At 45.0% G+C, this 14,381-nt stretch carries 13 protein-coding genes; 8 read left to right on the top strand and 5 right to left on the bottom strand.

Translation table 11 applies throughout. The features are described 5' to 3' along the window. Position 1: 1 nt before the first annotated feature. Positions 2-2,449 (bottom strand): penicillin acylase family protein, encoded by a 2,448-nt coding sequence (locus tag DYADSP32_RS18160; RefSeq protein WP_149241423.1) that lies wholly within the window; start codon positions 2,447-2,449, stop codon positions 2-4. 40 nt (positions 2,450-2,489) lie between these two features. Further along, positions 2,490-3,221, bottom strand: a complete 732-nt coding sequence (locus DYADSP32_RS18155) for a copper homeostasis protein CutC (protein WP_149241424.1) — start codon at positions 3,219-3,221, stop codon at positions 2,490-2,492. Positions 3,222-3,728: 507 nt separating this feature from the next. Between DYADSP32_RS18155 and DYADSP32_RS18150 the strand changes: the two genes are divergently transcribed. Then, entirely contained in the window at positions 3,729-3,950 is a 222-nt protein-coding gene (locus DYADSP32_RS18150; RefSeq protein ID WP_013927448.1) for a DUF2795 domain-containing protein, read from the top strand. A 178-nt stretch (positions 3,951-4,128) separates the two neighbouring features. Continuing rightward, positions 4,129-4,782 carry an ATP-binding protein gene (locus DYADSP32_RS18145; RefSeq protein WP_149244778.1) on the top strand — a complete coding sequence of 218 codons (654 nt, stop codon included), beginning with the start codon at positions 4,129-4,131 and terminating at the stop codon, positions 4,780-4,782. On the opposite strand, the gene DYADSP32_RS18140 is transcribed toward DYADSP32_RS18145, so the two are convergent. The 3 genes from DYADSP32_RS18140 to DYADSP32_RS18130 all read right to left on the bottom strand — a co-directional run bounded on the left by DYADSP32_RS18140 (position 4,751) and on the right by DYADSP32_RS18130 (position 7,895). Continuing rightward, positions 4,751-6,091: a voltage-gated chloride channel family protein gene (locus DYADSP32_RS18140; protein WP_149241425.1), complete on the bottom strand. Its 1,341-nt coding sequence runs from the start codon at positions 6,089-6,091 to the stop codon at positions 4,751-4,753. The genes DYADSP32_RS18145 and DYADSP32_RS18140 overlap by 32 nt on opposite strands. A 224-nt stretch (positions 6,092-6,315) precedes the next feature. Beyond that, positions 6,316-6,672, bottom strand: coding sequence for a DUF3127 domain-containing protein (locus DYADSP32_RS18135; protein ID WP_149241426.1), 357 nt, complete (start codon positions 6,670-6,672; stop codon positions 6,316-6,318). 83 nt (positions 6,673-6,755) lie between these two features. After that, positions 6,756-7,895: a cystathionine gamma-synthase gene (locus DYADSP32_RS18130; protein ID WP_149241427.1), complete on the bottom strand. Its 1,140-nt coding sequence runs from the start codon at positions 7,893-7,895 to the stop codon at positions 6,756-6,758. A 175-nt stretch (positions 7,896-8,070) separates the two neighbouring features. Between DYADSP32_RS18130 and DYADSP32_RS18125 the strand changes: the two genes are divergently transcribed. The 6 genes from DYADSP32_RS18125 (at position 8,071) to DYADSP32_RS18100 (ending at position 14,288) form a co-directional block, all read left to right on the top strand. Then, on the top strand, positions 8,071-8,757 hold the full coding sequence (locus DYADSP32_RS18125) for a TVP38/TMEM64 family protein (protein ID WP_414617887.1): 687 nt from the start codon (positions 8,071-8,073) through the stop codon (positions 8,755-8,757). Between the two features lie 125 nt (positions 8,758-8,882). Further along, positions 8,883-10,466, top strand: a complete 1,584-nt coding sequence (locus DYADSP32_RS18120; RefSeq protein WP_149241428.1) for a sodium:solute symporter — start codon at positions 8,883-8,885, stop codon at positions 10,464-10,466. Between the two features lie 109 nt (positions 10,467-10,575). Next, positions 10,576-11,550 carry a dihydrodipicolinate synthase family protein gene (locus DYADSP32_RS18115; RefSeq protein WP_149241429.1) on the top strand — a complete coding sequence of 325 codons (975 nt, stop codon included), beginning with the start codon at positions 10,576-10,578 and terminating at the stop codon, positions 11,548-11,550. Between the two features lie 206 nt (positions 11,551-11,756). Further along, positions 11,757-12,296, top strand: coding sequence for an RNA polymerase sigma-70 factor (locus DYADSP32_RS18110; protein WP_149241430.1), 540 nt, complete (start codon positions 11,757-11,759; stop codon positions 12,294-12,296). Positions 12,297-12,536: 240 nt separating this feature from the next. Further along, positions 12,537-13,127, top strand: a complete 591-nt coding sequence (locus DYADSP32_RS18105; RefSeq protein WP_149241431.1) for a sigma-70 family RNA polymerase sigma factor — start codon at positions 12,537-12,539, stop codon at positions 13,125-13,127. 75 nt (positions 13,128-13,202) lie between these two features. Next, a complete protein-coding gene (locus tag DYADSP32_RS18100; protein ID WP_149241432.1) occupies positions 13,203-14,288 on the top strand; it encodes a FecR family protein in 1,086 nt (361 codons plus the stop codon). Positions 14,289-14,381 lie beyond the last annotated feature (93 nt).

Here is a 14,381-nt window from a genome sequence, read left to right as displayed (position 1 = left end):
ATTAATTTTTTTGAAGTTTAATACTTGAAGTTAACCGCGGATTTTTCTCGTCCGGCGAGGTCAGGTAAACAAGCTCATTGAGTTCACCTTTCTGCCATTTGTCAAGCATATTCAAATAATACGGACTGCCCGGATTTCCCGATTGCCCGCCAGGAAAGATCCCGTACGCCTTAGGAGACGGGCCTAGTTCCACGATCATTCTCCATGACGGACCGTGACGTTTGGTGATAGCATTGACAATACTTCCACCACCTCCCGTTACCAGTTTGGGTGCATTAAAAGGTTTTATCAGCCTGCTCAGATGACGAATTTCGGATTGCTTTACCTCCGACCATTGCCATGCCGGGCCCATAGCGCCATGCCGGGCATTCAGGGTATCCAGGGCTGTCCTGAAGCTGCTGAGCACCAGGTCGGGTAATGTTTCCTTTTCAGGCGTTTTTATGTTATCGAACCAACGTTCGTTCGGCTGATTCAGGATCAGATATTCTGTACGATCCCTTGTCGGGTAATTGGCGGGGCCAATTTTTTCATCAAAATCATCTTTCCATATCTCGTTATGCAATATGGGCAGCCACGTTTCAAAAATGGAAGCTGGAATTGATTCTGGTGTATTCTGATAATTCCAGCCGGCTAGGGTGGTCTGGGCTGCTTTCTGAGCCGGGCTCAGTGGATTGGCTTCAAGTATGGACAATAACTTTGGAAGGATCGTCCGGCCCATTACACTGAAATTATCATTTTGAAGCATTCGCAGGCTGTCCGCATTGGCTTTGGACATGGCAGTAAGACGCTCGTTGATTCGGATACCCCTTTCAGTCGGAGCAAAGATCCAGTTGATATAATAAGGATAGGTGGGGTCGGTGGACGATTGGTTGGCAGAGCTTACAAAACCGCGTGGCGGGTTCTTCACAAAAGGATTTTGTTCTGCCGGGATCCATCCTTTCCAGTCATCAGATGTTTTAGATCCATCCAGCAGGTATTTTCCCTGATTCCGGTATTTCAGAGGAAGCTTTCCATTGACCGTGATGGCAATGTTTTTGCCATTGTCTGCAAATACAAAATTTTGAGCCGGGGCAACATAATGTGACAACGCTTTGCGGTAGTCATCATAATTTTTTGCCTTATTCAGTTCATAAAAGGTAATAAAGCCGTTACCCGCCTCATGGCCTATCCACTTTACGGCAACGTCCGATGTGCTATCCGCATCGCCGCTATGCTCGGTCACGGGCCCATGATGTGTGTAGGTAATAACTTCCCGGATGGGGTCGCGCTGGCCTTTGACATAGATGAGCTCTTGGCGTTGCCGGGTAGCTTTCCATTGGTCATCATGCCAGTAATGTGATTGTGATGCGTCTTTAAATTTGATTTTATACAAGTCATAAACATCGGCGTCCACGTTTGTTACACCCCAGGCAATATTCTGATTGAAACCAATGATGACGAAGGGTATGCCCGGAAGAGAAACTCCGTATACATTTATGCCCGGAGCATTTAGCTGTATCTGATACCAGATCGACGGCAGTGTCAGTTCAAGATGAGGGTCATTGGCTAATATCGGATATCCGGTAATCGATTTTTCAGCACCGACGGCCCAGTTGTTGCTGCCTAACCCTTCTACTTTGGGTTCATTTTCCCGGAAACCCTTCGGTAGTTTCGCAGACTTTGTAATCGTGTCCATGTGTGGTGTCTCCAATGGAATGGGCACCTTTTTGAAATCCCATTTGGTACCAACCGGAATAATGGGGCTTTCCTGAAACATCGGATAGTCCGGAAATAGCTGATCCGTCACCTCCTTGCCGTAATTTTTCAAAATGGCAGACATGGTAAGGTCGTTGGACCTTCCAGCGAGGTTCAGGGTCATCTGCTCCATCATATACATGATGTTGATTGGCTTCCAGGGCTCTGGTCTATAACCCAGCAATTTGTATTCTACCGGATAGTCTTTGGGCGACAGGCTTCTTATGTATGCATTTATTCCGGCTGTGTAACCCAGAAAAGCGTCTCTGGTATGTGCATCGCTCATGGCCACCTTCAGATTGGCTTCTGCGCCGTAGCCCATGCCGAGTCGGCGACTGCTCTTGTCCAGTTCAAGCGTGGCTGGTCCAAGCACCTCAGATAGCCGGCCGGATGCTGCGCGTATCTGAAGATCCATTTGCCACAGACGGTCCTGTGCCGTTACATAACCTTGCGCAAAAGACAGGTCATAGTCATTTTTGGCAAATATATGCGGGACACCCACGTCATCGTAACGGATAATAACCTCTTCTCTTAAGCTATCCAGCCGTAACACTTTTTCCGACTTAGCAATCGTTTGCTTTTCTCCGTTTTGCCAGAATCCGGTAAAGGGGCTCAAAAAACTACCTAAGGCGGGCACCGGACCCCAGGAGCGGTCGAGCGCATAAACAAGCCCAATAACGATAGACAGGGAAATGATTGCTTTGATAAATTTCATGATGAGAGGTGTTTGAGACGACAGGGCATATGTAGTAAGGTCAAATAGCAACCGCTTGTACCATGGCTTCGATCAGACTGAGATCACTGTACATAACCGAACGCTCATCCGGAACCGCTCCTGCCATGGAAATATCCGATGGGAAATATTTTTGCCGTCCGGGCCGGAAAGCTTTTGCTGTTAAATGCAGCGATTGCACCCCGGCTTGCGATAATTGTCGGGCATTGGTGTGATTCACGCCGCCACCAGCCATGATTTCGATGGAATCACCAGCGATTTCTGCCAGTTTCTCCAACAGTATAATGCCCTCCGGCGCGGAAGGTTTTTGGCCCGATGTCAATATTCGCATAGCACCCGTTTCAATAACCGCCTTTAAAGCCTTTATAGGATCTGGTGTAAGGTCGAAGGCCCGGTGAAAGGTGACTTTCATGGGATAGGCATGATCCACCAACGCTTTGGTTCGTGCCACGTCCACTTGGCCATCGGCCTGCAAAACGCCCAAAACAACACCATTGGCACCCAGTTTTTTTGCAAGATCAATATCTTTTCTCATGATCTCTTCTTCGAAAATATCATAGACAAAATCTCCCCCCCGCGGGCGAATCATGACATATAAATCAATGTCAACGTGCTGACGAACAACTTCAATCAACCCGGCACTTGGAGTGGTTCCGCCCTCACCCAATCCGCCGCATAATTCGATTCTTCCTGCTCCACCTGCCTGCGCGTTAATGCAGGACTCGAGTGAATAGGCACAAACTTCAATGGTCATATATTTATACACTAAATGATTGTGAAAATTACGAAACGGGAATGGAAATCCAATCAGGGTAGTTGTTGGATTAGAATTTTACCCGTTGATAAAACCAGCGAAGAGTGTATCTTAGATGGCAAGTGCTCATAAAGCATACAATTGTGTTCAGGATATCAAAAATATCTGAAATCTAAATTTGTTTAACACGATGATCATGCTGGACTAAAATTGGAACTGAAGTCACTAACTGCGCAGAAAGGGTATTGTCGCAGTTATGGAATCGGAAACGTCCTCTTATGCCTGAAATGATCCTTAAGATCCATGTAGGATGGGGATGTCAGCGGAAACATTCTCGGCTAACTTATCTAATTAATGTATTGATAATCAATAATATATAATAGTTTTAAAAATATATTTTTTCAAAAAACAATTATTTTTCTTTTTTTTCGCTTAAAGCTATTAAAAGATGCAGAATTTTTTACTTTTGCAAAAATTGTTAGTAACTATTTAACAGGCGAAAATACTATGTACTGGACTCTCGAACTCGCGTCATATCTGGAAGATGCTCCATGGCCGGCTACCAAAGATGAGCTAATTGACTTTGCAATCAGGACGGGTGCTCCCCTGGAAGTTGTTGAAAACTTACAGGAACTTGAAGATGATGGCCAGCCGTATGAAAGCATTGAGGAGATCTGGCCGGATTATCCGACAAAAGATGACTTCTTTTTTAACGAAGACGAATACTAAAAGAGAGACGGCGCTGATCAGTGCCGTTTTTTTTTGATTTGCCGGATGATTTTATAAACGAGTGCCTGATAATTTTTGCAATACGGTGAAAGGAATGTAAATTGTTAGCGTTAACTGTCAGGACGTCAGAAAGCAGTCCGGAAGATTAAATAATTCAGGTATCTATCCATTCAACATGATGGAACTTCGATTGCTGAAAGAGCTGGTTAAAAGAGGTGAGGGTGAGCACGTGGAATTCAAGCTGAAATCCAATCATCCTGAAAAAATTGTCCGTGAGGTGGTCGCTTTTGCCAATACAGGCGGAGGTAAGCTGTTTGTAGGAGTCGGCGACGACAAAACGATCAAAGGGCTCAAAGATGCTGAAGAGGATGAATACACGCTCACCAAAGCCATCGACAAATACATTTTCCCAAAAATCAACTACAAAACTGAAAGAATCCCAATCACCCCCGACCGGGATGTGCTGGTGATGACCATTTTGCGTAGTGTGGACAAGCCACACTATGTGGTGGATGGTACCGGAAACAGGCAGGCGTATATCCGGGTTGAAGATAAATCCATTCAGGCAAGTCGCGAAATGAAAGAAATCATGCGCCGTGGCCGCGGAGAACGTGATGTGCGGTTCCAGTATGGAGAAAAGGAGGAGAAATTAATGAAGCTCCTGGGTGAAAAAGAATCGGTAACAGTGGATCTGTTTGCGGCATTTGCGGGTATTCCCCGAAAAATTGCTTCTAACACGCTGGTGGTGATGGTGCTGGCGCGGATACTTGAAGTGCATCCGCACGAAATGATCGATAAGTTTACGATGTCAATGGCTTATCAATCGAGCTAGGTTTTTCATTGATGGTTTTTCCGGCACTTTGCACAAAATGTGGATTTTTGGGTTCACCAATGATTTGAGAATTGTAAATGCCTGTGTGTCCGGAAAAAAGGTATGAAACGACGCATGCTATTGCAACAAAAATTCCACATTCGCTTCCGAAAAGTTCCATGGCCATGACAATGCAGGATAATGGAGTATTTGTAGCTCCCGCAAACACGGCAACGAAGCCCATTCCTGCCAGAAGACCTGTGGGCAGCGGAATAAAGTAAGATAAGGCATTGCCAAGTGTAGCGCCAATGAAAAACAGCGGAGTGACTTCGCCCCCTTTGAAGCCTGCACTTAACGTAATGATGGTAAAAATCATTTTTAAGGCAAAATCATAAGGAGGAAGGCTTTCGTTAAAGGAGCTGACAATTACAGGGATCCCTAGTCCAATGTATCTGGTACCTATAAACCAGACCCCAATGACCACAATAATTCCTCCAGCAACAGGTCGCAACGGAGGATAGGGGATGATGGCTTTAAAAATTTTTGAGCACAGGTGAATCGTTTTACTAAAGGAAGCTGCCACAATACCAAAGGCAGCACCGGCCAGTACACAATAAAGTATAGTGAAAGCAGAGACCTCGGGCACTACTGGAATATGGTAGTGTGTATGCCCTACCTGCCAGGAATCCGTCACTAAACTTGCGATAATTGCCGAGCAAAACGCAGGGAAAATGGCGTCGTATTTAAGACGTCCGATCAGAAAAACTTCCAGTCCAAAAATGGCACCTGCCAGCGGGGTTCCGAATACAGAGCCGAAACCGGCACTTATGGCCGAAATCAACAGAATTCTGCGATCAGAAGCGGATAGCCTGAATATTCTGCTGAACTGATCTCCAATGGCACCTGCCATTTGCAATGCTGTACCCTCACGTCCGGCAGAACCGCCAAAAATATGCGTGACAATGGTGCCAGTTAAGACAAACGGGGCCATGCGGAACGGAATGTATTGCTGAGGGGCATGAATGGTATCAATCAACAAATTATTGCCACCTTCCACCTCCTTGCCCAGGTAATAATAGAGTAACCCTATCAGCAGACCTGCAACAGGAAGAAAGGCGATAATCCAGTTGTTTGCCTCACGAAGCTGTGTGGCCCATTCGAGAGATACTAAAAAAAAAGCGGATACTGAACCCACGCAGATGCCAAGCAAAGTGCTGATCAGGAGCCATTTGAAGATATACCGTGTTGAAGGAAATTTTCTGTTGAGCTTATGAAATGTAAGAAGCAATGCGTTTTTTCGGAGATACGATTCGAAGTTGGCGAGGGACATAGTTTTCCTGGTTACTAATAATTTTCATTATGATTACCAGGCGCCATCAGCTTTTTAGGGCGGTTCAAGTAGGAAGACACCATTTCCTTTGTTTCCGTAATTTGTCGGAAATCATTAACTAAAGAAGGGATCGAATTAAAAAATCATCAACACAGGTAAACCTGATGATGCTGATGATTTTTTAAGTAGGCCTTGTTAAACGGGCAGCCCAACAGTTCAATTACCTAAAACGGCAGATCGTCCGATTCTTCACTGAAAGTAGTTACCGGAGGCAATGCGCTTCCACCCTGACTTGCGGCTGATGATCCGCCGGCGCTACCTGCTTTGTCTACCTTCCATGCTTTCACTTCCGTATACCAGCGTGAATTGTATTCGCGGCTTTCTACATCAATAGATGCAGTTACCGAATCGTTTACCTGTAGTCCAGCCTGGTCGATCTTGTCTCCCCACAATGAAATACAAACCTTTTTTGGATATTGAGATGGTATTTCAAGGATAAATTCCTGCTTACGCCACATGCCATTTTTGCCCTGTCCGGTTACTTCCGGGAGTAAGGCGATAACTGTTCCGGTTAATTCCATTATCTCTATTAATTTTTGGTATCTAAAAAATGCAGGGTCAAAAGTAAAGTTTTTGAACAGCATTGCAAAAAAGAGCAAGCTGCTTATCCTATTGCCTGTTCCAGATCCGCGATCAAATCATCCACATCTTCTATACCCACGCTTAACCGGATCAGGGTGTCTTTTAGTCCTACCTTCATTCTCTCCTCTTTCGGGATGCTTGCGTGTGTCATACTGGCCGGGTGGCTGCAAAGCGATTCCACACCGCCAAGCGATTCGGCGAGTGAAAACAGATGGAGGTTTTCCATTACATGCATTGCCTCTTCATAGCTATCCCCCCTTAGTTCGAATGATAGCATACCTCCAAAATCCTTCATTTGCCGCGAAGCCAGGGCGTGCCCGGTATGCGATGGAAGTCCTGGGTAATGGACTTTGGAAACTTTTGGATGTGCTTCCAGCCACTGTGCTATTTTCAAGGCATTTTCGCAATGCCGCTGCATACGGACGTGCAGGGTTTTGATTCCCCGTAATACCAGAAAGCAGTCCTGCGGGCCCGGTACAGCACCTGTCGCATTCTGAATAAATTGCAATTGCTTTGCCAGCTCCTCATTGTTGGTGATCAGCGCCCCCATAACCGAATCAGAATGCCCTCCCAGGTATTTGGTAACCGAATGCATCACAATATCCGCTCCGGAGTCCAGCGGGTTCTGCAGGTAGGGGGAAGCAAAAGTGTTGTCCACGGCGCAATAAATTCCTTTTTGCTTACATAAATTTGTTACCGCCTCGATGTCGATGATGCGCAGCAACGGATTGGTCGGCGTTTCTATCCATACTAATTTGGTTTTATCCGTAACCATTCCTGCTATATTATCCATGTGGCTCATATCCACAAAATGGAAAATAAGCCCATAGGCCTCGTAAATGCGTTTCATGATCCGATAGGTGCCTCCATAAAGGTCACTGGTAGCAATGATTTCGTCACCTGGACGGAATAGCTTCAGCACGGCATCGGTAGCTGCAAGTCCTGAGGCATAGCATAGGCCGTAGGCGCCATTTTCCAAAGCTGCCAGCGCATTCTGAAGGGCCGTCCGGGTGGGATTGTGTGTCCGCGCATATTCATAACCTTTATGTTTACCCGGGCTTTCCTGTACAAAGGTGGAGGTTTGGTAAATGGGTGTCATGATCGCGCCGGTAGAGGGGTCTGGTTCAATACCGGCATGTATGGCTTTGGTTGCAAATTTCATGGGTTCCGACTTTAAGATGCTGTAATCAGAGGCATTCGTTCTGAGAAATGGTTCACGTTAACCATTTCCCGGAGACTAATCCGAATATATGAGGTCGCAAAGATAAGGTTGTACAAACCTTTTGAGCTATACATTGGTTCATTCTAACGTAATGTATCATATAACATGGACGTTGTTGAAAAATTTAACTAAGTCTAAGCTGTCCTTTCCTGTTTTCATCAGCGGATTGCTGACCATTTTACCCCTCTTAACTTCATCCGCACTCACCGCATGGGCTGTGGACAATGAGGCCGCTTTACGTTCCTGGCCTATTTATATCTGGATCCTGGTCACTGTTGCGCTCACGGTATCGTCTTCTGTAGCACTTAGCCCACCCACTTTTATTGCTTTGGTGTTTGGATACTTTCTTGGTTGGATCGCGCTTCCTTTATTGGTAGGGTTAAATGTGGGGGCAATTGCGTTGATTTATGGGCTTTCTCAATTTTTTAATGCGGACAAAGTGCGTTTATACCTGGTTGAGCTATACCCGGCTGTACGCAAAATGCTGACTCGGTTTCAGGATAATGAAATCAAGTTGATTTTTTTTGCAAAACTCTCGCCCGTTTTACCATTTGCCGTTACCAATTTGTTTTTCGCAATGGCCGGAGCGCGGTTGCGGCAGGTGGTTCTGGGTGGTACTTTAGGAATGATTCCTCGTACGATATTAGCTGTTTGGGCAGGAAAGGAGGCACAGAATATTGGCTATTTATTAGAGCATCCAAGCGAAGGATTATTCAGTAAAATTGTACTTATCGTACTTATCGTGGCCTCTACGGTAGGAATGGGCTATTTTTTCAGAGACAAATCTATGATTGAGGAGTAGAGCGCCAAATTATACTGATAAAATCTCTTTGGTAAGATCGTACAATAAATAGGCATAAAACAATACAAAATCATGTACTTAATCCTGTTTCTTTGTCATAAAGTTATACTTACCGAAAAAAGAGAATGAAATCCTTGCCTATTATCGACCTGTCTATTGTTTTAGCTTATCTGGCAGCGATGGTGGGTGTAGGCGTTTATTTTTCCAGGAAGAATACAACCTCCGATCAGTTTACTACGGCTTCCGGTAAGATTCCGGGATGGGCGATTGGTATTTCTATTTATGCCACTTTTCTCAGCAGTAATACTTTCCTCGGTGTTCCGGGTAAAGCCTTTGGCAGTAACTGGAATTCATTTGTATTTAGTCTGGCTATGCCGTTTGCGGCCTGGGTAGCTACAAAGTTTTTTATCCCCTTTTATCGCAATACCGGAGAGGTTTCCGCCTACACCCACCTGGAGCACCGGTTCGGGCCCTGGGCGCGTACTTACGCCGTTGCCTGCTTTTTGCTGACACAGCTGGCCAGGATGGGCTCTATTTTCTTTGGTATCGCACTGAGCTTACAGGCCTTGACGGGATACCCTATGGCTACGATTATGATTGTTGTGGGAATATGTATCGTAATATATACGGTAATGGGGGGAATGGAAGCAGTGATCTGGACAGAAGTGGTTCAGGGAGTCATCAAGACGGTGGGAGCGCTGGTTATTCTTTATCTGGTTATATCAGGTATGGATGGTGGAATTTCCCGCATCATTGATATCGGTAAAGTAGATAATAAATTCAGCTTGGGCAGCTATGCTCCCGATTTTACCGTTTCCTCCTTCTGGGTGGTTCTGCTTTACGGCTTTTTCATGAACCTGAACAACTTTGGGATGGACCAGAATTACGTGCAAAGATATCATACAACCTCCTCTATTAAAGAAGCTTCCAGTTCCATCTGGCTTTGCGTTTATCTCTATTTGCCGGTCTCGCTAATGTTTTTCGTTCTGGGCTCTTGCTTGTATGCTTATTACCAAAGCAATCCGGAGTTGTTGCATATTGTACAAATGCAGGCCGCCACGGAACGCTTGCCCAATGGCACCGCTGAGGCAATCAGCCAGCTTGCTGCAACCCTCACCCCTGCGGATTACGGAGATAAGGTGATGCCACACTTTATGGTTAATAAAGTGCCGGTCGGACTATTGGGACTTATCGTTGCAGCCATCATGTCGGCGGCTATGAGCACCATCAGCTCCGGAATGAATGCCTCGGCGACCGTATTTTCGGTGGATATTTACCAGCGCTACATCAAAAGTGACCTCACACCCAAGCAATCCATGCGTATACTTTATATCGCCACTACTGGCTTCGGGCTGGCGGGTATGGTTACGGGGATAGCGATGATCGGGGTCAAAAGTGTACTGGATATATGGTGGATGTTGTCGGGAATATTTGCAGGCGGGATGCTTGGCTTGTTTCTGCTGGGGATTATTTCCAGAAATACAAAAAATACGGAGGCGCTCACTGCGACGCTTATTGGTATCGCAGTCATCATCTGGATGACATTCTCATCGCAACTACCTGATAATTACGACTACTTACGTAACCCTCTTCATCAAAATATGATCATGGTCGTAGGTACACTCACCATTTTCCTCATTGGTTTACTGCTTACGAGACTGAAAGGAAAAGTGAAGCCTGAGCGGGAAGCGGTGCTGGACAGCCATTGATTCTGGATGTATGAAAGGAAATAGATCCGGGTCAGGATCAGTTGCTCTGATCTTTGGCGCAGGATATTAATATAGGAAGAAAACCATTCACAAAACCTGACAACGATAAATGAGCGCGGCTTTGAACAACACAAGTGAGTCTTTACCACAGGGATTTATACCTGTAATGTTAACTCCATTTCTGGAAACAGGAGAGGTTGACTATGAGGGCCTTAGGGAACTGACAGAATTTTATATCGAAGTGGGCTCGGCTGGGCTGTTCGCCAATTGTTTGTCAAGTGAAATGTATGAGCTTAGCGAGCAGGAAAGGTTGGACGTCACACGTACTGTGGTGGAGCAGGCGGCAGGGCGTATACCGGTCGTTGCTACGGGAACTTTCGGTGGGCCGATTGCGGAACAGGCAGTATTCGTAAAACGTATATATAGTACCGGCGTGCAGGCTGTGATTGCGATATCAGGTCTTATAGCCGGTGAAGAAGAGTCGGACGAAGTATTTCTAAAAAATGCCAAAGAGCTGATAGCGCTTACCGACAATATTCCGCTGGGTTTTTATGAATGTCCGGTACCTTACAAGCGTTTGATCAACAGTGACGTGCTAGGTGAATTGGTAAAAACGGGACGGGTGGTTTATCACAAGGATACCTGCCTGGATATTGAAGAAGTGAAGAGGCGCATTCAGGTGGGCGAGGGGTATAAGTTTGGATTGTATGACGCTTACATGGTAAATGCCGTGGCCTCCCTGCAGGCAGGAGCCGCCGGACTGTCATGTATCCAGGGTAATATCTATCCTGAACTGGTGGTGTGGATCTGTAAACATTACAACGACACGGATCGTCAGGATGACGTAAATCGGGTGCAGCAGTTTTTTGTGGATTGTATGGATATCGTTCATGCAGCCTATCCTACCATTGCCAAATACAGTCTTGAAAAGCGTGGATTTCCGATTCTCACCTACACAAGGAGAGACGTGGGCGAGCTTACCGATGCGTTGAAAGAGGGCATGGATAATTTGTTGGTTCAGATCGATAAACTGCAGGACGAACTGGGAATCAACAGCATTTTTAAGAAATATATGGTCAAGTAAACTTTTTCCCAGAAAAGGTTTACCAGGTTGAGGCGAATTACAATTTTACAAATAATCCGATATACACAAAGAGCAGACCGAAAGGTTTCCAAATACGAGGTTTCAAAATATCAAAGGCAGCACAAATTCGGCTGTCACCCTAAACTGAATTGGTTAACAACTGAATAATTCCGGCATTTTGTTTTTTAACTTTTATTCCTGAACCTATGAATTTCCCAAATGAACAGATCCTTTACCGTGTGACACAGGGTGATGAGGCCGCTTTTTCACAGCTTTATACACATTTCCGCTCACCGGCAGTGAAATTTTGCACCACCTTGCTTAAAGATGAGGAGGAGGCCGAAAATGTTACTCAGGACGTATTTGCCAAAATATGGGCACGCCGTATGCAGATAAAACCTGATCACAGCTTTCAGGCTTATCTGTTTGTGAGCCTCAGAAATCAGGTATTCGATCAATTTAAAAAACTGGAGAAGGACAATATCTCCAGACAACAATATCTGGACAGCATGAAATCCTGGTCGGACGATGAGGTAGACGAAAAGGAAGCCCATATCATTTCCATACAAAATGCAGTGAACGCCCTTTCGGAAAAGAGAAAGCAGATTTTTAAACTGAATGTGGAGGAAGGAAAGTCGTATAAGGAGATTGCCAGCTTTTTGAGTATTTCTACAAATACCGTAAAAAACCAGTTGATCAAAGCGAAACAAATTTTGAGACAAAAGGTTGTTTTGGCCAACGCCTGATCATCATTATCATGAACAGGCTATAACCCACACTTGCAGATGGTCACGTGGAGAGAAAGGGTGTACCGATCGATTTTTTTATATGGTCACGATTGATTAAATAATTGTTAAATTGGCCATATGTTTGATACAATGGCTTGTTTCATTATATCTTTATCAAAATGTTGTGATTATTAGAAAAAATTTAAATCGAACATCACTGTATTATTTGGAAGTCAATCGGTCACTAACCAGTAGCAATTGAAGACATTAAATTCGGATATGCTTTTATGGAACACCTTCCAGAAAGGTGACAAAGAAGCCTTTGCCCGAATTTACAATCTGTATGTTGAGGATTTACTCAGTTATGGATACAGGGTAACGTCGAACCGGCAGCTCATCAAGGATAGTATTCAAGACCTTTTTCTGCATCTTTGGCTTCACCGGGAAAACCTATCCGAGACCGATTCTGTAAAGTTTTATTTGTTCCGCTCCCTGCGTAACAGAATTATCCGAAACATGGAAAAGGGACCCGTTTCGTCGGATAACAGTTACCCGGATCGCCTCGAAAATGTCGTGGGCGATTTGCCATTCGAACATGATCTGATGCAGCGCGAAACGGACGACGCCCAAATCCTGCGACTAAAGCATGCTATTGAAAAGCTTTCAAAACGTCAGCAGGAAGTCATTCTGTTCCGTTATCATCACGACTTCAGCTTAGAGCAGATTGCTCAGCTTATGCACCTCAATAATCAGTCGGTACGTAATCTTCTTCATCGTGCCATCAGCCAGTTGCGCGGGACCTTCGAGGTTGCCGGCTGGATTTTTCTGGTTGTGCTTGGTCTCGCATAAAAAATTAAAATATTTTTTGAAAAAAATGGGTACAACCTATAATCTTCCCGATTTATAGGTCAGACAGGTCATCATATGTTAAAAAAATACGCCAGCTACACCGTAGAGGATTTTGTTCAGGATGAAGTATTCATCGACTGGGTAAAGTTATGTCATCCCGAGGATGCCTCTGTATTTCACGATCTGGTGAAAGAATATCCTTATCAGGCGGAAACCATTGCGCAGGCGAGACAAATTGTATTACACCTGGACGAAGCCTTAAAGGCCGATGTGGACACATTCGAAGTGCAGGAGATATGGGAGAGGATCGATGACGCTATTTCTTCGGAAAAAGTAAGGGTCAGGCACATGTTGGGTCGAATTCATTATCTGGCAGCAGCCTCCATTCTATTTTTGGCAGGCCTGGTATGGTGGCAGGTGGGGTTGGTAAAAACAGCCAATGTAAGTACCTACACCAGCCTTATTCGTGAAGCAGATGTTCCTTTGGAGGAAATTGTGAATACTTCAAATAAACCCTTACTCGTAAAGCTTGCAGATGGCAGCAGGGTTACCCTCGATGAAAACAGCCGGTTAAGTTTCAACAAAGACTTTACAGGTAGGGAGCGGGAAGTGTTTCTTTCCGGAGGGGCTTTCTTTGATGTGACGAAAAACGCTGAAAGGCCTTTTGTTGTTTACGCCAATGAGTTGGTCACGAAGGTTTTGGGTACAAGCTTTACGATAAAAGCTTTTGATCAGGATCAACGGGTTGTTGTATCCGTGAAAAGTGGAAAAGTAGCAGTATTTGCCAATAAAAATAAGATTACGGAAAAATCCAGGATTCGAAGCGTAACACTTGCTCCTAATCAGCAGGCGATATTTTTGAGACAAAAAGAGACGATCAGCCGTTCGCTGGTGGACAAACCCCAGATCGTAATAAGCCCCGAGGAGCTGATGCACTTTACATTCGCAAATGTGCAGGTAGCATCCATTTTTGAGGCGCTCAAAAAGGCCTACGGGGTGGAAATCAAATATGATGAAGAGCTATTGTCGGGATGCCGGCTGACTACCTCATTAACCAACGAAACCTTGTATGAACGCCTGGATGTAATATGCGAAGCGATTGATGCAAGCTACAAGGTGGTTGATGATCAGGTAATTGTATCAGGTAAGAGATGTAATTGATTTTCCTAAACCTAAACCCTTTTCTATAAATACTATGAATAAATAATTTTTTACAAAAGCAAAGCCGATAGCGATTCCGGCGCTACCGGCTTT

The organism is Dyadobacter sp. 32, assembly GCF_902506755.1.
Classification (GTDB): Bacteria; Bacteroidota; Bacteroidia; order Cytophagales; family Spirosomataceae; genus Dyadobacter.
The sequence above is the reverse complement of the archived record's forward strand: the minus strand, read 5'-3'. Positions and strand labels throughout refer to the sequence as shown.